The 18,340-nt window shown below is 36.9% G+C and carries 19 protein-coding genes and 1 other annotated feature; of the genes, 1 reads left to right on the top strand and 18 read right to left on the bottom strand.

Going from position 1 to position 18,340, the window contains the following annotated elements; genetic code table 11:
• Window positions 1-119: 119 nt before the first annotated feature.
• The 9 genes from ABS911_RS03930 to ABS911_RS03890 all read right to left on the bottom strand — a co-directional run bounded on the left by ABS911_RS03930 (window position 120) and on the right by ABS911_RS03890 (window position 8,674).
• Window positions 120-380: a DUF1294 domain-containing protein gene (locus ABS911_RS03930; protein WP_023177928.1), complete on the bottom strand. Its 261-nt coding sequence runs from the start codon at window positions 378-380 to the stop codon at window positions 120-122.
• Window positions 381-382: 2 nt separating this feature from the next.
• On the bottom strand, window positions 383-1,618 hold the full coding sequence (pepT, locus tag ABS911_RS03925) for a peptidase T (protein WP_350466401.1): 1,236 nt from the start codon (window positions 1,616-1,618) through the stop codon (window positions 383-385).
• Window positions 1,619-1,647: 29 nt separating this feature from the next.
• Window positions 1,648-2,772 (bottom strand): Nif3-like dinuclear metal center hexameric protein, encoded by a 1,125-nt coding sequence (locus ABS911_RS03920; RefSeq protein WP_350466400.1) that lies wholly within the window; start codon window positions 2,770-2,772, stop codon window positions 1,648-1,650.
• Window positions 2,769-3,473: a tRNA (adenine(22)-N(1))-methyltransferase gene (locus ABS911_RS03915; RefSeq protein ID WP_350466399.1), complete on the bottom strand. Its 705-nt coding sequence runs from the start codon at window positions 3,471-3,473 to the stop codon at window positions 2,769-2,771. Before ABS911_RS03915 ends, ABS911_RS03920 begins: the two co-directional genes overlap by 4 nt.
• 32 nt (window positions 3,474-3,505) lie before the next feature.
• Window positions 3,506-3,973, bottom strand: coding sequence for a hypothetical protein (locus ABS911_RS03910; RefSeq protein ID WP_226776651.1), 468 nt, complete (start codon window positions 3,971-3,973; stop codon window positions 3,506-3,508).
• Between the two features lie 122 nt (window positions 3,974-4,095).
• On the bottom strand, window positions 4,096-5,217 hold the full coding sequence (rpoD, locus tag ABS911_RS03905) for an RNA polymerase sigma factor RpoD (RefSeq protein WP_350450033.1): 1,122 nt from the start codon (window positions 5,215-5,217) through the stop codon (window positions 4,096-4,098).
• A 48-nt stretch (window positions 5,218-5,265) separates the two neighbouring features.
• Window positions 5,266-7,119: a DNA primase gene (dnaG, locus tag ABS911_RS03900; protein ID WP_350466407.1), complete on the bottom strand. Its 1,854-nt coding sequence runs from the start codon at window positions 7,117-7,119 to the stop codon at window positions 5,266-5,268.
• A gap of 373 nt (window positions 7,120-7,492) precedes the next feature.
• Entirely contained in the window at window positions 7,493-8,059 is a 567-nt protein-coding gene (locus ABS911_RS03895; protein WP_350466398.1) for a hypothetical protein, read from the bottom strand.
• A gap of 96 nt (window positions 8,060-8,155) precedes the next feature.
• Complete coding sequence (locus ABS911_RS03890) at window positions 8,156-8,674, bottom strand: transcription repressor NadR (protein ID WP_350466397.1); 519 nt, start codon at window positions 8,672-8,674, stop codon at window positions 8,156-8,158.
• 151 nt (window positions 8,675-8,825) lie between these two features.
• On the opposite strand from ABS911_RS03890, the gene ABS911_RS03885 reads away from it, so the two are divergent.
• Entirely contained in the window at window positions 8,826-9,662 is an 837-nt protein-coding gene (locus tag ABS911_RS03885; protein ID WP_350466396.1) for a metallophosphoesterase, read from the top strand.
• Between the two features lie 61 nt (window positions 9,663-9,723).
• Here the strand turns inward: ABS911_RS03885 and ABS911_RS03880 are convergent, their stop codons facing one another.
• The 9 genes from ABS911_RS03880 to ybeY all read right to left on the bottom strand — a co-directional run bounded on the left by ABS911_RS03880 (window position 9,724) and on the right by ybeY (window position 18,339).
• Entirely contained in the window at window positions 9,724-11,439 is a 1,716-nt protein-coding gene (locus ABS911_RS03880; RefSeq protein ID WP_350466395.1) for an ABC transporter ATP-binding protein, read from the bottom strand.
• A 56-nt stretch (window positions 11,440-11,495) separates the two neighbouring features.
• Window positions 11,496-11,861, bottom strand: a complete 366-nt coding sequence (locus ABS911_RS03875) for a DUF488 domain-containing protein (protein ID WP_350466394.1) — start codon at window positions 11,859-11,861, stop codon at window positions 11,496-11,498.
• A 91-nt stretch (window positions 11,862-11,952) separates the two neighbouring features.
• Complete coding sequence (gene glyS, locus ABS911_RS03870; RefSeq protein ID WP_350466393.1) at window positions 11,953-14,037, bottom strand: glycine--tRNA ligase subunit beta; 2,085 nt, start codon at window positions 14,035-14,037, stop codon at window positions 11,953-11,955.
• A gap of 1 nt (window position 14,038) precedes the next feature.
• Entirely contained in the window at window positions 14,039-14,950 is a 912-nt protein-coding gene (gene glyQ / locus ABS911_RS03865) for a glycine--tRNA ligase subunit alpha (protein ID WP_350466392.1), read from the bottom strand.
• An 82-nt stretch (window positions 14,951-15,032) separates the two neighbouring features.
• Window positions 15,033-15,210: a binding site (T-box leader), on the bottom strand.
• 39 nt (window positions 15,211-15,249) lie between these two features.
• Complete coding sequence (gene recO, locus ABS911_RS03860) at window positions 15,250-16,065, bottom strand: DNA repair protein RecO (RefSeq protein WP_350466391.1); 816 nt, start codon at window positions 16,063-16,065, stop codon at window positions 15,250-15,252.
• 84 nt (window positions 16,066-16,149) lie between these two features.
• Complete coding sequence (gene era, locus ABS911_RS03855) at window positions 16,150-17,058, bottom strand: GTPase Era (protein WP_350466390.1); 909 nt, start codon at window positions 17,056-17,058, stop codon at window positions 16,150-16,152.
• Window positions 17,058-17,468, bottom strand: a complete 411-nt coding sequence (locus ABS911_RS03850) for a cytidine deaminase (RefSeq protein ID WP_350466389.1) — start codon at window positions 17,466-17,468, stop codon at window positions 17,058-17,060. Before ABS911_RS03850 ends, era begins: the two co-directional genes overlap by 1 nt.
• Window positions 17,469-17,483: 15 nt before the next feature.
• On the bottom strand, window positions 17,484-17,879 hold the full coding sequence (locus tag ABS911_RS03845) for a diacylglycerol kinase family protein (RefSeq protein ID WP_350466388.1): 396 nt from the start codon (window positions 17,877-17,879) through the stop codon (window positions 17,484-17,486).
• On the bottom strand, window positions 17,863-18,339 hold the full coding sequence (gene ybeY / locus ABS911_RS03840; protein WP_350466387.1) for an rRNA maturation RNase YbeY: 477 nt from the start codon (window positions 18,337-18,339) through the stop codon (window positions 17,863-17,865). The genes ABS911_RS03845 and ybeY overlap by 17 nt, the downstream gene beginning before the upstream one ends.
• Window position 18,340: the final 1 nt, after the last annotated feature.

Here is an 18,340-nt window from a genome sequence, read left to right as displayed (position 1 = left end):
TTAGTTTTGAAGCCCACTTTTACGTGATGGCCATTCCACGTAAAGGTGAGCACGTTTTAGGCAAATGATTCATAACACAGCAAAAAGAGGTTGAGACTTGTGTCTCAACCCCACTACTATTAATAATTAACATACACCAACATTAAAACAGCTAAAAGCGTTCCTAAAGCAAATGTAAACTTAAAAGAAATTTTTGTCGTTTTATGTCGAAACAGTCGCATCCCTAAGATACCGCCTATTCCACCACCAATGAGGCCTAAAAATAAAAGTGTTTTTTCAGGGATTCTCCATTGATGTTTTATGGCTTTTTGTTTATCTACACGCATCAGTACAAATAATAAACTATTGCACAAAAGCAGATAGATCCATAAAAAAATCATCTTTATGCTCCTTTTAAAGCGTTCAAACGAGCGATCTCAACAATAACAGCAGTCGCTTTTTCCATGCTTTCCACTGCTACAAATTCATAGCGGCCATGGAAGTTTTCTCCACCGGCAAAAATATTTGGTGTCGGAAGACCCATGAATGAAATCTTAGATCCATCTGTACCGCCACGAATCGGTTCAATGATCGGCTCGATAGAAAGATTTTTCATCGCTTCTTCAGCTATATCAACTACAGTCATATCTTTTTCGATGATCTCACCCATGTTGTAGTAAGAATCATTTAATTCGATCGTGATTCGTTCACTGCCATATTCTTTATTTAATGTTGCAACTTGTTCCAACATAAAGGCTTTACGCGCTTCAAATTGCTCACGGTCATGGTCGCGAATAATATAAGTCAAAGTCGCTTCGTCTACTTCACCAGTGATTCCAACTAAGTGATAGAATCCTTCACGTCCATCTGTTTTCTCTGGCACTTCATCTTGAGGCAATAAAGCATCAAAAGCCATTCCAATTTTTACTGCATTGACCATTGTATTTTTAGCCGTTCCAGGGTGAACATTTTTACCTTGAATCTTTACAATAGCTGAAGCTGCATTAAAACTTTCAAATTCTAATTCGCCAACAGGTCCGCCATCCATAGTATAAGCAAATGTGGCATTGAACCCCGGAACATCAAATCGATCTGCTCCGATGCCGATTTCTTCATCCGGACCAAATCCGACACGAATGTCACCATGTTCAATTGAATCATCATTGATCAAAATTTCCATAGCTGTCATGATTTCGGCAATTCCTGCTTTATCGTCAGCACCTAATAACGTTGTACCATCGGTTGTGATCAACGTTTGGCCAATATAATTTTTTAGGTTCGGAAACTCTTTAGGATCTAAAACAACTTGTTGCTCTTCGTTTAGAACGAGCACTTCTCCATTGTATTGTTCATGGAATTGCGGATTTACATTTTCTGCATTAAAATCAGCTGTATCCATATGAGCAATAAAACCAACAGTTGGCACTTTTTTAGCTGTATTACTTGGCAATGTTGCTGTTACATAACCATTGCTCTCATTATAAGAAATATCGCTTAAACCAATATCTTCTAATTCTTTCATTAACGTCTTAGCAAACGCGACTTGGCTTTGCGTAGATGGAATGGTTGTACTATTTTCATCAGAACGTGTTTCTGTTTTTACATAACGAATAAAACGAGGGACTAAATTTTCATACATAAGAATTAACTTCCTTTCAACATTGTTTTTCAGATAAATTCATAAGGATCTGTATTTAATTCTGATTGAATGATGTCAAAATCCCATTCAAGATCAGATTTCCACTCCGTGAATAGTTCAACCAATTTTGGTTTACAAATACTTTCAATGTGATGCCCAGGATCGATAACCGTCAAACCATCCGCTAACATATCGTGAGCTGTGTGGTAATAAACATCTCCAGTAATGAAGACATCCGCTTTTTTACTTAAGGCATCAGGGTAATAGCCCCCTGCATCCCCACCACAAACGGCAACACGTTGAATCAATTTATCTTTATCAGGTGTTACGTAGCGTAAGCCTTGTACACCAAAAGTTTCTTTTACCTTTTGAGCAAATTCCTGAACAGAAATAGGTTCAGCTAAATTCCCTATTCTTCCAAGGCCATATTCATCAACAAAATTCTCAATCGTATACAAATCATACGGCGGTTCTTCATAAGGATGAGCTTCAAATAAGGCTTTTTCAATTGTTTGCGTTAAATGTTCAGGAAAAACAACTTCAATTCGAACTTCTGCTACGTGTTCAGGTTCATCGATTTCTCCAATGGTCGGATTAGCATGGTTGATGGGTGTGAAGCGTCCAATACCCTCAAACGTATACGTACAATCTTTGTAATTCGGACCGATTTGACCCGCTCCTGCAGCGGTCAATGCTTTTCGAACCTCTTCTTCATTTTCTTTCGGAACAAATACTGCAATCTTTTTATAAGCTAATCTTTTCGTGACATGTAAAATCTCTGTTTCAGTTAAGTTCAGCTCATCGGCTAACCATGTATTCATTCCATTTGTAGCCACATCTAAATTTGTATGTGCAGCATAGACGGTAATATCATTCTTCAACAGATCTGCGTACATCTTCGTTTGTGCATCATCTGTGGCTAAATTTTTAAGCGGGCGGAAAATAGGTGGATGATGTGCAAAGATAAATTCAACGTGTTGTTCAATGGCTTCTTGCACCACTTCTGGACGAACATCTAACGTCACCATCATTTTTTTTATGGGTTTCTTTAACGTTCCAACTGCTAAGCCAACCGGGTCTCCAGCTTCAGCTAAATATTTTGGAGCAAATGATTCAAATTTTTGGATAAACTCAATTCCATAAGTCTCAGTCATTTTAGCACCTCTTCTATTTTTTGAATTTCTGCTTGGATTTTTTGGATTTTAGTTGTTTGATCTACACTTGAATGCGTTAGACTATCTAGAATATAGCGGTTCTTTTCAAGTTCTTTTTGCCATTTCTTTTTAAAGATAGCAGAACGTTCCTCTTTTAAATAAAAACCAAACATTAAGTTTGATTCTGTTGCCTTTACTTTTTGCGACGGATCTTTCACGGCCACCATTACTTCATAGATTTTATTGTTTTCTTCAATGATTTCTTCAGCCTTAATCGTGTACTCATGATCGACCAACCATTCACGCAGGGTTATTTCTCCTACGTTCGGCTGCAAGATCAAGCGTTCCTTTCCTGTCAAATGGCCTTTTTTAAATCCATTCTCCAAGATAGAGGCAATTAAGGATCCGCCCATGCCGCATATGGTAATCGCGGTTACTTCATCTTCAGGAGAAAGAACTTCTAATCCATCCCCTAAACGCACACTGATTTGGTCTGTTAAACCAAGACGTCGCACTTGATTTTTTGCTGCTTGGAAAGGGCCTTCGACAACTTCTCCTGCAATAGCAAACGTAATACGCTTGTTACTCGCTAAAGCACAAGGCAAATAAGCGTGGTCAGAACCGATATCGGCTAAACGATCACCGGGTTCGACATAAGACGCCGCTCTGCTTAAACGCAGCGATAATTGACTTTCGTCCATACTCATCACTTCTTTCTTTTCATGATCATTGTTTATCCTTGGAAGAACTCTTCATCCATTAAATAACCTTCTGCGGCATCTTTTGAATGAAAAACTCCTTCAACTTGATCGTTCGGTAAGGTAACGACCCATGTCGGATTATCATAGACTAAACGCAAAACATCGCCATTATTGTCAAACCATAATTCAGAATAGCCTTCTTCATATCCGTCAGCTGTTTTCTTTAAATGAGCAATCGCTTGATCAACTAAAGAACGAATCGTTGCTTCGTCTTCATCTCTTACAGAAATGTAACCTTTATCCGTTTCTTCTTTAGGCAAATAACCTGCATAGATCAAAGCATTTCCATTCGGGTGAAGGAAACGCACAGCCATTGTTTTAGGTACTGCGCTGTCTTTAAAATGGTAATTCAAACGATTCATCGATACTTTTGTTGCCGTTAATTCTTCGTAGCTATCAAAAATAGCCTTTTTTTCTTCAAATGATAACATGTCATTCATCCCTTCATTCCTACATCGTCTATTATTATACCAGTTTTTTCTTTCATTCGTTGAGTTTTATCTCTCCACACGAAAGAAGGCCGTCCAAATATTATTGATTTTGGACGACCTTAATCTATTTTTTATTCTAAGAAGTCTTTTAATTGTTTTGAACGGCTAGGGTGACGTAATTTACGAAGTGCTTTAGCTTCGATTTGACGAATACGCTCGCGTGTTACGCCAAATACTTTACCCACATCTTCAAGAGTACGATTGCGTCCATCATCTAAACCGAAACGCAAACGAAGTACATTCTCTTCACGATCTGTAAGAGTGTCTAGTACATCCTCTAGTTGTTCTTTTAGCAATTCATAAGCAGCGTTTTCAGCTGGACTTGTCGCATCGTGATCTTCAATAAAGTCGCCTAAATGAGAATCATCTTCTTCTCCAATAGGTGTTTCTAAAGAAACTGGCTCTTGTGCAATTTTTAGAATTTCACGAACTTTTTCAGTTGGAAGATCCATTTCTGCTCCGATTTCTTCAGGAGTTGGTTCACGTCCTAAATCTTGCAGCAATTGACGTTGGATACGAATCAATTTATTGATTGTTTCAACCATGTGCACTGGAATACGAATCGTACGTGCTTGGTCAGCAATCGCACGCGTAATTGCTTGACGAATCCACCAAGTCGCATACGTTGAAAATTTAAATCCTTTTTTGTAATCAAATTTTTCAACAGCTTTCATTAATCCCATGTTACCTTCTTGGATCAAATCTAGGAATTGCATACCGCGCCCAACATAACGTTTGGCAATACTAACAACTAAACGTAAGTTAGCTTCTGCAAGACGTTGACGTGCTTCTTGGTCGCCTTCTTCTATTTTTATCGCTAGTTCGACTTCTTCAGCAGCTGTTAATAAATTTACTCGTCCAATTTCTTTCAAGTACATTCTAACGGGATCGTTAATTTTAACTCCAGGAGGAGCCGTTAAGTCTTCCGGTTTTTCTGCTTCTCTTTCAGCTTTCATTTCTTTGAGTTTCAGTTGTCGAGCTGTTGGACCACCATCGTCTCCAACTACTCCAACACCTGCATCTTCAACCGTTTGGATCAATTGATCCATTTTTTCAGCATTTAAAGAAAAAGGAGTTGCTATTTTATTTGTTAACTCATCGTAATGAATAGTTCCTGCTGCTTTATACTCTTTGATCAAACTCTTTACTTCACTATCATACGCCTTTTTTGTTGTCAGTTTTTTTTCAGCCATTAAAAAGCCTCCTCTTTCAATCTTACTCGTACATATTATGAATTATTTTTATTTATTTTTCAATAAACGAGATAAATTAACTACTTCGATCATCAACACACGAAGCTGCTCTTTATCGCCTCGTCTGGATGCTTCTTTCAATGCATCTTGTTTTTCTTTCAATTGCAATTGAAGACCAGATTTCCTAGAGATTACGTCTAAATAATCTTCTATTTCTCTTGTCGAAACTTCGTTGCTTATCGATAACAGTTCAATTTCAACAATTAAATTTTTCAATTCCGGTTCTTTTACAAAATCAATAAACGCATCAATCGTACCTTCATTAGCTGTGTGTTCTCGGAAGCTTTCATACAAAATAAAGACCATTTGATACTCGTCGTGCACAAAATGAAATTCATCTGCAACATTTTTCAAAATAATCCACGCTTCTTCAAAATGAAATAACCGATTTAATAACAACCGCTCTGCGTGTTCAATATTAGTCGGTTTCCTTTTTTGGGTCTGCACTTGCGGGTAATTTGCCTCAGCAGGATGATTCTGCTGACTTTGCTGCTGTTTTTCTTTTGTTCGCTTATTACGAGACTCATGGAACTTCTGTTGAAACTGCTCTTTTAAAGAATCGATTGAAAGATCAAATTCCGTTGCTAGTTGCTTAAAATAAAGTTCACGTTCAACAGCTGAAGTGACTGAAAGCAGTTCGGATAATATCTTTTCAATATATCCAAGTCGTTCACTCTCATTTGATAAATTAAGCGACTTACGGTAATAAGACATCTTGAATCCAAAAAGTGTTTCTCTTCCGTGAGCGATTAATTCTTTAAAAGCATCTGCACCATTTTTTTTAATGTATTCATCCGGATCCATACCTTCAGCGAATCGAATGATATCAATATCAAAATTGGTCTCTGTCGCTAAAAGATCACTAGCTCTTTTGGTGGCTTCAATTCCAGCAGAATCTCCATCATAAGCAATTACGACATGATCTGTAGTTCGGTCAATCAAATGAATTTGTTCGTTGGTAAGACTGGTTCCCATTGAAGCAATTCCATTGGTTATACCGGCCTTCCAAGCTCCAATAACATCCATAAAGCCTTCAAACAAAATGACTTCTTTTTCTCGTCTGATCGAAGAGCGTGCAAGATCAAAATTAAACAGAATAGTTCGTTTATTGAATAATTGAGTCTCCGGACTATTTAAATATTTTGGTGCACCATCATCAGCATCTTGCTGAAAGATCCGCCCTGAAAAAGCCACGGTTTTTCCTTGTTGATTGCGAATGGGAAAGATGATCCGATTGTAAAATCGATCAAGCAGTTCCCCACTATCTTTCTCAACAAACAAACCCGTTTTTTTTAATAATTCTTGCTCATAATTTTTTCCAACTAAATATTGATGAAGCATGGTTCGTTCTCGTGGAGCAAACCCGATATTAAACGTATCAATTACTTCACGGGTCAATCCTCTTTGAGTTAAATACTCTAAAGCTTCTTCTCCTATTGTGGTATTCAAGAGAATATGATGAAATAATTCTGCACTTTCTTCATGGACACGGATCAGTTTTTCTTTAGCTGAGTCATTTGGCTGGTTTTTATGATCGTGGTCTTGTACCAATGATTCATCTAATTCAAATTGACTCAATTCAGCAGTTTTAATGACGGCTTCCGGGAAAGTTAACCCATCGACTTCCATTAAAAAAGTAAAAACATTCCCACCACGTCCACAACTAAAACAGTGAAAAATTTGTTTCTCTTCTGTTACAGAAAATGAAGGAGTTCGCTCTTCGTGAAAAGGACAAAAACCAAAAAGATTTTTACCTTTCTTTTTTAATTGAACATACTGACTGACAACATCCACTATATTGGTTTCTTGTCGTACTTTATTGACCGTTTCTTCTGGAATCATTATCGCCAAGCTGTTCACCTCTTAATCAAAAAAATAAAGAACGTTAGGCTCTATCAGAAATTACATTTAGTATCTAAAAGTCGCACTCAAATACTAGTGCGACTTTACTCTCAAAATCTATTCTCAGACAGAACTATACATGTTTTATAATAGCACACTCTCTATAAGAAAACAAATCTTTAAATTGGTTATTTAAAGAGCCCCTTATCGCCTATAAAGAGGTTTTATTACAAAGAATAATAAAAGTTATTTATTTTGCTCTAACCTTAATTGCTAGCATCTTTTTTATCACAGACAAACGTAAAATAAAAAGATTGGTTTAGAACATCACCTAAGCGCATTGTTCCAAACCAATTTTTTACTTCCGTAATTTTTATTTTAATTTTGCTACCGTTGCCGAGAATGTCGAGCGACTCATTAAAGATTTCCATACAATATGTGCAAGTGTGAAATCAATCATGCTGTGAACGATTGTGCCTGCTCCCACCAATAAGAAGACTGATTGCAAGAAACCTTGTGTATAGTATGCAGTTGTCATCTCACCACCAAAATAAAAAACAGAAACCACAGCAACTTCACAACTAGCATGCAGCAAGCCGATTAAAAACGAAAAGAGTTGCGTTTTAGCAGTTGATTGCAAGATAGAAGGTTTTTTAAGGAGAACATAAGATCCGACTCCCGCAAAAACAACATGGGTTAAAGCCCTCAAAGCAATAACAATCGGGAAACCACCAAGCAAAAATCCGAGTGCCGTTCCCAAAGCTACAGTCAATGCAATCATAGGCGAGATAAACATCGCAATGAAAATCGCCACATGACTAGCTAACGTAAAGGATGCGGGTTCCAAGATTAATTTAACTGGTGAAACCATTGGAATTAAAATACCTACAGCTACCAACAAAGCTGCAATCGTTAATTTATGAACTCTATTCGTTTTCATTTCAACAACTCCTATCATCAAATGCGCATTTACACGTGTCAAGACACGTTAGCAAATTTAATTATAGGTGTTTTCAAAAAGATGTCAAGACACCTTTTAGTTTTTGTATAACAATCCTAAGTCATTCAGTTCTTTTTTGATTCGATCAAACGTTTTTTTGTCTGGACAAGCTATTGTATGCAAATGAACACCACCGGTTAATTCAGATAGTAAGTTGGCTTGTTTATTTTCGATTGCTTCCATAAATTGATCTGCATCATATCGCGAAGAAATCATTAAACGTCCTTTTAGTTCTCCGTATATCGGGTGCTCAACAATAACATCAACTACTTCTCCTCCATTATCGACTACCGCATACAATTCAGTCTTTGTTTCTGCTGCACTATGGGAACTAGCTAATTGACCAAGATATTTGTTCGTCATAGTATCAGATTCTAATACGTATCCTTTTGGGGTAGCAATGACATCAACCCCACTCGCTCTTAACAAAGCCACATCGCCCACAATTATTTGGCGACTCACATTTAATCGAGCAGCTAGATTTCTTGCACTTATGGGTCTATTTTCTTGTGATAAAATTGAAATAATGTTGTCTCTTCTTTTCGTTGCCTCCATAAAAATCAGTCCTTTTTCATTATTGAGCTCGTTTTAATCTTATTATACCTTAATTGACCACGTTTGAAGTCTCTAAACAAAACTTCTTATATATAGGAACTATTTCTAAATATGCTATACTTTAAAAAACGATTTCAGTTAGGAGGTTCAAATGAAACTTTTTAAACTTAGTTTACTTATCTTGATCGGTTTAACTCTGCCTTTTTGTCTATATGGCTACTATCAAAATCGTTCATTAGACGTTGAATACCAAACGATTGCACTCGATGATCTACTCCAAGAATTAGATCAATTAAAAATCGTCCACGTATCAGATACCCATTTTGAAAGAAACCGCATCCCAATTGAAACGCTGCTTTCCGAAATAGAACAAGCTCAACCAGATCTGATTTTTTTAACGGGAGATTTGATTGACCGCACAGCTGACTTGAGCAATGTGCCTTTAGAAGAATTCGGCCGCTCCTTGAGTGCTCTTGCGCCAACTTATGCCGTATCAGGAAACCACGAAACGAGCAGTGGACAACTAGAGGAATGGGCTCAAGTAATCAATCAAAGCGGGGTTACATTATTAAACAATGAACAGATCACCATTGAATTTAATGGTGCTCAGCTAGCTTTGGTAGGGGTTAAAGATGAAGATTACCCTATTGATGTTCCTATGACAAATCCTATACAGAACAAGCCTGTATTGTTACTCGCTCATCACCCAGAATATTTTGAAACCTATCTAACTTCTAACCCTCTTATTGAACCAGATATCACATTTAGCGGTCATGCTCATGGCGGCCAAATAAGAATCCCACTTATCGGTCCGCTGTACGCTCCTGGTCAGGGATTTTTTCCTAAATACACGACAGGAATCTACAATAGCGAAGTAGACCCCTCAAAAAAATTGGTCGTGAGCCGAGGAATCGGAAATAGTCTATTTCCATTTCGCATCAATAACAAACCCCATCTGTTAGTGATCACCCTTGAACGTACTAAATAAAAGAAGCCACTTATGAGGAAGGAACAGGATTTCTCACAAGTGGTTTCTTTTTATATCTACTTTATTGACTAAATTGTGCTTCATAGAGGTTTTTATATGGACCATTTTTTGCTAACAATTCTTCGTGACTGCCTTGTTCGGCAATCCCTTCTTCATTTACCACGATGATACGTGTCGCATGCTTGATCGTTGCTAAACGATGCGCAATAATCAATGTCGTACGACCTTCTGCTAATGAGTTTAAAGACTCTTGAATCACTTGTTCTGTTTCAGTATCCAAAGCAGAGGTTGCTTCATCTAAAATTAAAATTGGAGGATTCTTTAAAAACATACGCGCAATCGATAAGCGTTGTTTTTGACCACCAGATAATTTTACCCCTCTTTCACCAATGATCGTATCCAATCCTTCCGGCATCTCGTTTACAACTTTTTCTAGATGCGCTAATTGGACTGCCTTGTGTATTTCTTCTTCACTAGCATCTAGTTTTCCATAGGCCACATTTTCTCTGATACTCCCTGGAAAAAGGTACACATCTTGTTGGACAACACCAACCTGATCCCGCAACGACTGCATCGTCATATCTTGAATATTGATTCCATCAATGGTTATTTCACCTTCGCTGACTTCATAAAAACGAGGCAGTAAGTTACAGATGGTTGTCTTTCCTGCTCCACTTGGGCCAACAAACGCCACTGTTTCACCTGCACGAATCGATAAATCGATTCTGTCCAAGACTTTTTTGGATGAGTCGTACCAAAAAGAAACATGTTTATATTCGATATTTCCTTTTAAGCGGTCGACTTCAATAGCATTTTCTTTGTCCTGAATCGTAGGTTTTTTATCAAGTTCTTCTGTCAATCTTTTGAATCCGGCAATTCCTTTAGGGTAACTTTCAATCATTGTATTTACTTTTTCGATCGGTCGAACAAACACATTAGATAATAAGATAAATCCTACAAAATCACCATAACTGATTTCACCTTGGATCGTATAATACGCTCCAAAAAATAACGCAAATAAATTAATTAAGCGAATCAGTAAATAATTATATGAAGAACTAATCGCCATCATCTTATAGAATAAAATTTTTGATGATCGGTAAGCTTGATTCAGCAACTCAAATTTTCCGGCTTCGTGTTCTTCATTTGCAAAAGCTTGAACCACACGTATTCCACTAACGGACGACTCAATACCCGCACTAAATTCGCCTAAATCATTAAAGATCTTTGTATTGATTTTGGTCATGCGTTTATTGAAAAATACTAGTGCGATCGTGATAAAAGGAATCATTACGAACGTTGCCAAAGCTAGTTGAACGTGCACTGTTAGCATCAGTAAAAATGCTCCACCCAAAGTAATAATGGTAATAAATACATCTTCGGGACCATGATGAGCAACTTCTGATATTTCGAACAAGTCCGTTGTCAAACGTGTCATTAACTTCCCTGTCTTTTGATTGTCATAATAACTGAACGGCTGCTCTTGCAAGTGGCCATACAATTCGCGTCGCATATCTGTTTCGATATTCACTCCCAGTTTGTGCCCAAAATAAACGACTACATACTGCAAATACGTGTTTACAACATACAAAAACAACAAAGATAACGAAACTGTTACAATCAATGTCCAATTTGCTGAAGGCAAAAGGTCATCGACTACTCGATTGACTACTAACGGAAAAGACAATTCTAAAACAGCTGCGAGTATCGCACAGCTAAAATCTAAGATAAATAATTTTTTGTATGGCTTATAATAACTAAAAAAACGTTTTAACATAGGATCCTCCAATCTGGTTTAGCCAATTTGATTCATAAAAATATTTTTTATGAATCTTATTTAGTTTGAACATACTCCATTAAGATTACTACATGATTGTATTGCTCATCTTTAGCAGCATAGATGAATGTTACCGGAGTGTGTTTCAATTGCTCAAAAATATGTTGTTTAAATTTTTCTGCGTGTGGATTTGCTTCTAATTCAGCCCAATAAGCTTGTTTAAACGCATTAAATTTTTGTGGTTGATGGTTAAACGATTTGCGAATCGTTGGAGTTGGAGCAATTTCTTTTGCCCATTCTTTTATATTGGCTTTTTCTTTTGCTACTCCTCTTGGCCATAGTCGATCTACTAAAATACGGTACCCATCTTCTTTTTCTATTTTTTCATAAACTCGTTTCATGGTTAAGGGATGATTAATCATATTTTCCCACTCCTTTGTCCAATTAAATAAAAACCCCACTAAGGAAAATTCTATCCTTAATGGAGTATAAAGTAAACTTATTTGCTAAAGGTTATTTAACAACTAATTTGTCTACACTTGCAAAAGATAACACAAAATCAGAGATCTGCATCAATAACGCTAATCGGTTATTTCGAACAGCTTCATTGTCTGCCATAACCATATTTTCATTGAAAAAGGCTTCAATCAATGGTTGTAGTTGTTCAAAAGCTTCATAGCTCTGACTGCTGTTTTCTTGGCTAGAATTTGTTGCAATTGTAGCAAATGATTCATGTAAGTTTTGTTCAGATGTTGTTTCAAACAAAGCAGGATCTACTGACGCTTGCGTTTGATCAAGGAGTTCTTCTCCTTTAGCAGCTAGATTTAGGACACGAGTCAATGCTTCGATGGTTGGTTTAAAAATAGCATCTGATAAATGACCATTGATGGTTCGACTAGCTTCGATCAATTTCAGTACATTTTCTTGGCGAGAATTTAAAGCCGCATCGATAACATCATGACGAATGCTCTCTGCCATTAATAATTGACGTACACGTGCTTTAATAAAATCAATGACTTGTACAGTGCTTGATCGGTAACCTTCTATCAAAGCGCTCTGTGTGATAACTGGAGTAGCTAAAATACCTTCTTTAAGTGAATCCATAGGGAAAATCCAATTTTTCGATTCAATAATACGAACAATACCATATGTCTGACGTCTTAAGGCATATGGATCATTAGATCCAGTTGGAATCATTCCGACTGCGAAGAAACTCAAGACACTTTCCAACTTATCGGCAATAGCTAACACTGCTCCGACAGATGATTGTGGAAGTTCTCCTTCACTTGAGATTGGCATATAGTGTTCTCTGATAGCAGCAGCTACAATTGGATTCTCTCCTTGCATCAAGGCATACTTTTCACCCATAATTCCTTGTAATTCTGGGAATTCTCCTACCATATTGGTTACCAAATCAAATTTATAAATTTCAGAGGCACGGTTTAAATCTGTTAGCTCAGTCGTCGTTAAGCCGACTTGTTCCCCAATTAATTGAGCAATAGCTTGTACTCGGTTCATTTTTTCATAGATCGAACCGATTTTTTCATGAAAGGTTACTTGTTTTAAACGGTCCACACAAGAAGCAATCGTTAACTTTTGGTCTTCTTCAAAGAAAAATTGTCCATCATCTAAACGAGCAGTCAACACTTTTTCATTTCCTTTCGCAACCGTTTCAATGTGTTCAGCATTTCCATTACGAACCGAAATAAAGTAAGGTAAAATGATTCCTTCGCTGTCTTTCACTCCAAAATAACGCTGATGGTCTTTCATTGATGTAATCAATACTTCTTCCGGTAAATCGAGGTATTTTTTATCAAATGAACCATAAAAAGCAGTTGGGTATTCAATCAAATTGTTTACTTCTTCTAATAATTTTTCATCAAATGTAACAGACCATTGATTTGCTTCCATCAACTCTTCAATTTGACTCACGATCATTTGTTTACGTTTGGTACTGTCCGCAATCACAAAAACGTTTTCTAACGTTTTTTCATAGTCTAATGCACTAGCAAAAGTGACATCTTGTCCTAAAAAGCGGTGTCCGCGTGAGGTATTTGCTGTTTGAATATCCAGTATTTTAAAAGGAATCACTTCTTCATCCAACATCGCAGTCAGCCAATGGAATGGGCGGATGTATTTAAAGGAGTGGCTGCCCCAATGCATGCTTACTGGGAAAGTCATAGATGTGATCACTTCATCTAAACCAACTAAAATTTCTTTAACGGTTTTACCTGAAATAAATTTATCTACATAAACATACTCAACGTCTTTAATTGATTTGAAATAAATATCCTCTGTCGTTGCTCCTTGTCCTCGCGCAAATCCCATAGCTGCTTTGCTCCAATTTCCTTCAGCATCTTGAGCTATTTTTTTAGCAGGGCCTTTTACAGATTCTTCAATGTCTTCTTGTTTTTCGGCAATATCCTTTACAATGACCGCTAGACGGCGAGGCGTTGAAAAAGGAATCACTTCTCCATGTGCTAACCGATTTTCTTTTAAAAAGGCAGCTACCTTTTGTGTTAATTGTTTGCTGCTTGGGGTAACGATATGAGCTGGGATTTCTTCTAAACCGATTTCTAACAGTAGATTTTTAGTCATATTACTTTGCCTCCTTATTTTCGACAGATTGACCTTGAAGCAAAGGGAACCCTAATTTTTCACGTTCTGTAACAAAAGCTTTTGCAATCGAACGAGCCATTTTACGAATACGAGCCAGATATCCAGCACGCTCAGTAACAGAAACGGCCCCTCTTGCGTCTAACAAATTAAAGGTGTGACTACATTTTAAAACATAATCATAAGCTGGGTGAACCAGGCCTGCTTCAATTTGGGTAGTAGCTTCTTTTTCATATTCATTAAATAACATTAGAAGCATTTCTTGATTGCTATTTTCAAAAGCGTATTTTGAATGCTCGTATTCAGGTTGAATAAAGATTTCGCCATATTTCACGCCTTTTGTCCATTCAATATCATAAACACTGTCGACATCTTGAATGTAAGAAGCTAAACGTTCTAAACCAAATGTGATCTCGCTAGTTACAGGATTGCATTCTAACCCACCAACTTGTTGGAAATACGTAAATTGAGTGATTTCCATTCCATCTAACCAAACTTCCCAACCTAAACCTGCACATCCCATAGAAGGATTTTCCCAGTTGTCTTCCACAAAACGAATATCGTGTTCTAAAGGATCAATGCCTAATAAGCGAAGACTTTCTAAATAAAGTTCTTGGATGTTATCCGGTGAAGGTTTCATAACGACTTGAAATTGATGGTGTTGGAATAAACGGTTTGGATTTTCACCATAACGGCCATCTGCTGGACGTCTTGAGGGTTCTACATAAGCTGCATTCCATGGTTCAGGACCAATAGCACGTAAAAACGTATAAGGACTCATCGTTCCTGCACCCTTTTCTGTATCATAAGATTGGAGCAATAGACACCCTTGATCAGACCAATATTTTTGTAAAGTCAAAATGATTTCTTGAAACGTTAAACTGTTTTCTTTCATTACGGCATTCTCCTTTTCATTTCAAATCCTAATGGTAACTAAAAAATAAGACAAAAAAAGTCCCTATGCTGATCAGGATCAGCATAGGGACGATAGTACAATCGCGGTTCCACCCTAATTCTAGTTTATAAAAAACTAGCATCTCTTTTTGTAAACAGCTCCAGAAGGCCTTTCAAAACTTTGTCTATACTTGGCTTTCACTATCCCAAGTTCGCTTTTATAGAAGAAAAATTTTTACTCTTTTCTTTCATCGCTGGTTATTCAGTTGTTACTATCATAGCTTGTCATAAGAACTTTTGTCAATCATTACTTTCATTCTCATCTGGTGTTTTATTCGGAGGAACTCTCTTATCTATTAAGAGGTTGCCCCAAGTATACATTTGATCGATAAATTTTTTGCTTTTCAATTTGATTCCGACCGATTCATCATAGATAAGATCAATCAATGTTCTGATTTCTCGCTTCGTCTCTTCTTTAACGGTAATAGCACCTAATTGATCCAACGAAACCACTGAGAACAGCCGTATAAAATGAATCGCTCTTCTACTTGCATGATAGCGGTGACGATCTAAATGCCAATGATTTTGGCATAGCAATCCACCATAACTGCCTGAGTAATCAAAAGGTCCATCTGTATCTCCGCACACACGGCAGCCTCTTAGTTCAGGCGAAACACCAAAGTATGGAAGAATCTGGATTTCAAATATATTGACAACGATTTCTGGATCCGTTTCTTCATCAATTTCGGTTAAGCACCGGTCTATTTTATGAAATAACGTACTATCTACAACACCATCGTCTAAAGCGGCATCCGCTAAATTTAAAATATACGTTGCATAAGCGTTTAAAAAAATATCGGTTTGCATACTTTTATACTGGTCAACTTCTTTTGCATCTCTTATAAAACAAAGCCCAGTATCACGAATATCTGCAATATACGTCGCTTTCGTAAATGGCAAAACTGCAGTTCTAAGTTTATTTTTTTGCTTTCTGGTTCCTTTAACAAAAAACATTCTTTTGCCAAAGCGATTGGTAAATAATTTAACTAATTGATCGTTTTCGCGATGATTTCGCACAGATAACACAATGCCTTCTACTTCTTCTACTTGAGCCATTTAGAATCCTCCTACGAGATACGAGCTCCGCTTAAAAAAACAAACCATAAAATATGGTTTGTTTTTTTAGTTGGTTAGTATTGCTTAATAATCATCTTTGCGGTAACCATAGTCTTGTAAATTCGTTTGACGGTCGCGCCAATCTTTTTGAACTTTTACCCAAAGATCAAGGTAAATTTTGTCTCCCAGTAACACTTCGATATCTCTTCTCGCACGAATACCAATATCTTTCAGCATTTTTCCGCCTTTACCAATAATAATGCCTTTTTGACTTGAACGTTCTACAATGATCGCTGCATGAACTTGGACTTTCCCTAGTTCATTGCGTTTCATACTTTCTACTACTACCGCCACAGAATGAGGAACTTCTTCTCTAGTCAACTCTAATACTTTCTCACGAATCAATTCAGAAACGATAAAGTATTCGGGATGATCGCTCACTTGATCTTCCGGATAGAATTGAGGTCCAGCAGGTAGATATTTTGTAATTTCCTCTAACAATGTATCTACATTGTTTCCTTCAGAGGCTGAAATCGGAATAACTTGTGCAAAATCTACTAGTGAACGGTAGTCTTCGATAATCGGCAGCAATTGATCTGGATGTATTTTATCAATTTTATTCAGAACTAAAAATACGGGACTTTTTACTGTTTTTAGTCTTTCCATAATAAAATTGTCTCCAGGACCGCGTTTTTCTGCAATATTTACCATAAATAAAATCACATCAACTTCTCTAAAGGCACTAAAAGCTGATTCCACCATGAAATCTCCAAGACGATGTTTTGGTTTATGAATACCAGGAGTATCAATAAATACGATTTGTGATTCTGGAGTTGTGTAGATCCCTTGAATTTTGTTTCTTGTCGTTTGAGCTTTATCACTCATGATCGCTATTTTTTGTCCTACAATTCTATTTAACAACGTTGATTTACCTACATTTGGGCGTCCAACTATAGAAACAAAACCTGATTTGTGCTCATTTTTATTTTTCATTAAACCATATCCTCCGATTTAAAAGCTCCGGGTAGCAATTCGCTAACCGTTGTTATCTGTTTATTTCCTTTATTATTCGTTAATAAGACAGGCATATCTGGACTACAAAATTCTGCTAGTACTTGTCTGCAAGCCCCACAAGGTGAGATAGGTCCATCTGTATCACCGGTAACCACCAAATAATCAAACTCTTTTTTTCCTTCAGAAACTGCTTTAAAAATCGCTGTACGCTCAGCACAATTTGTTAAACCAAAAGAGGCGTTCTCAATATTACATCCTGAAAATACTTCTCCCTCTTTCGTTAAAAGAGCTGCTCCAACTGGAAAATTGGAATAAGGAACATAAGCTTTATCTAGCATATCTGTTGCTTTTTGAATTAATTCTTCGACTTTTTGTTCTGTAGTGTGCATAAATGTTGATCCCCTTTAAAATAGTATTTGCCATAATTTAGGTAATATAATAATTGCTGCTACCACAACGGAAAATCCTGCTGTCATTAGAACAGCTGCGGCAGCCATATCTTTCGCCTTCTTTGCCAGAGAGTGATATTGTTCCCCAGCAGCTAAATCAACCACGTTTTCAATGACCGTATTCCAAACTTCCATTATGATCACTAAAAATATACTGAAAATAACCCATAACCATTCATTGACAGCTAAATTAAGGAAAACACACAACAATAGAACTATTGAACCAATCACAATATGGGAACGCATATTCCGTTCTTCTTGAAATACCGTTAGAACTCCCTTAAATGCGTATTTAAAGGAATCTGAAAATCTAGAGTTTTTCACTACTTCCTTGTTATCTTTTAAGTCCATAGGCTTCTAATATCTCTTTCTGCAATCCAAACATTTCTTTTTCATCTTCAGGGGTCATGTGATCGTACCCATTCAAATGTAAAAATCCATGCAAGGCCAAGAATCCTAATTCTCGATCAAAAGAATGTCCATATTCATCGGCTTGGCTTGCGGTTTTATCAACAGAAATAATAATGTCGCCAATATTTCTTGGCATAGGTTCTTCTAAAGTATCAAAGTTGATCATTAATTCGTCTTCTGCTTCATCTTCAATTGCAAAACTAATGACGTCCGTTGGTTGATCTTTTCCACGATACGTCTTATTGATTTTTTGAATATTTTCATTATCAACAAACGTCACTGACATCTCAGTATCCTTTGGCAACTCTAAATGATCTCCAGCAAATTCTAATAACGACTGGATTAATTCTTTTTGTTCAGTAGTAATTTTGCTGGTTTCATCATACAAATCTAATTCCATA

This window comes from Carnobacterium sp. (genome assembly GCF_040274425.1).
Note: the sequence above shows the minus strand (reverse complement) of the source record. Positions and strands in the feature narration are given on the sequence as shown.

What these genes read in the sequence shown, in the direction of transcription:
- ABS911_RS03930 (WP_023177928.1), bottom strand. Translation starts at nt 380, where the DNA reads ATGATTTTTTTATGGATCTATCTGCTTTTGTGCAATAGTTTATTATTT.
- pepT (WP_350466401.1), bottom strand. Translation starts at nt 1,618, where the DNA reads ATGTATGAAAATTTAGTCCCTCGTTTTATTCGTTATGTAAAAACAGAA.
- ABS911_RS03920 (WP_350466400.1), bottom strand. Translation starts at nt 2,772, where the DNA reads ATGACTGAGACTTATGGAATTGAGTTTATCCAAAAATTTGAATCATTT.
- ABS911_RS03915 (WP_350466399.1), bottom strand. Translation starts at nt 3,473, where the DNA reads ATGGACGAAAGTCAATTATCGCTGCGTTTAAGCAGAGCGGCGTCTTAT.
- ABS911_RS03910 (WP_226776651.1), bottom strand. Translation starts at nt 3,973, where the DNA reads ATGAATGACATGTTATCATTTGAAGAAAAAAAGGCTATTTTTGATAGC.
- rpoD (WP_350450033.1), bottom strand. Translation starts at nt 5,217, where the DNA reads ATGGCTGAAAAAAAACTGACAACAAAAAAGGCGTATGATAGTGAAGTA.
- dnaG (WP_350466407.1), bottom strand. Translation starts at nt 7,119, where the DNA reads ATGATTCCAGAAGAAACGGTCAATAAAGTACGACAAGAAACCAATATA.
- ABS911_RS03895 (WP_350466398.1), bottom strand. Translation starts at nt 8,059, where the DNA reads ATGAAAACGAATAGAGTTCATAAATTAACGATTGCAGCTTTGTTGGTA.
- ABS911_RS03890 (WP_350466397.1), bottom strand. Translation starts at nt 8,674, where the DNA reads ATGGAGGCAACGAAAAGAAGAGACAACATTATTTCAATTTTATCACAA.
- ABS911_RS03885 (WP_350466396.1), top strand. Translation starts at nt 8,826, where the DNA reads ATGAAACTTTTTAAACTTAGTTTACTTATCTTGATCGGTTTAACTCTG.
- ABS911_RS03880 (WP_350466395.1), bottom strand. Translation starts at nt 11,439, where the DNA reads ATGTTAAAACGTTTTTTTAGTTATTATAAGCCATACAAAAAATTATTT.
- ABS911_RS03875 (WP_350466394.1), bottom strand. Translation starts at nt 11,861, where the DNA reads ATGATTAATCATCCCTTAACCATGAAACGAGTTTATGAAAAAATAGAA.
- glyS (WP_350466393.1), bottom strand. Translation starts at nt 14,037, where the DNA reads ATGACTAAAAATCTACTGTTAGAAATCGGTTTAGAAGAAATCCCAGCT.
- glyQ (WP_350466392.1), bottom strand. Translation starts at nt 14,950, where the DNA reads ATGAAAGAAAACAGTTTAACGTTTCAAGAAATCATTTTGACTTTACAA.
- recO (WP_350466391.1), bottom strand. Translation starts at nt 16,065, where the DNA reads ATGGCTCAAGTAGAAGAAGTAGAAGGCATTGTGTTATCTGTGCGAAAT.
- era (WP_350466390.1), bottom strand. Translation starts at nt 17,058, where the DNA reads ATGAAAAATAAAAATGAGCACAAATCAGGTTTTGTTTCTATAGTTGGA.
- ABS911_RS03850 (WP_350466389.1), bottom strand. Translation starts at nt 17,468, where the DNA reads ATGCACACTACAGAACAAAAAGTCGAAGAATTAATTCAAAAAGCAACA.
- ABS911_RS03845 (WP_350466388.1), bottom strand. Translation starts at nt 17,879, where the DNA reads ATGGACTTAAAAGATAACAAGGAAGTAGTGAAAAACTCTAGATTTTCA.
- ybeY (WP_350466387.1), bottom strand. Translation starts at nt 18,339, where the DNA reads ATGGAATTAGATTTGTATGATGAAACCAGCAAAATTACTACTGAACAA.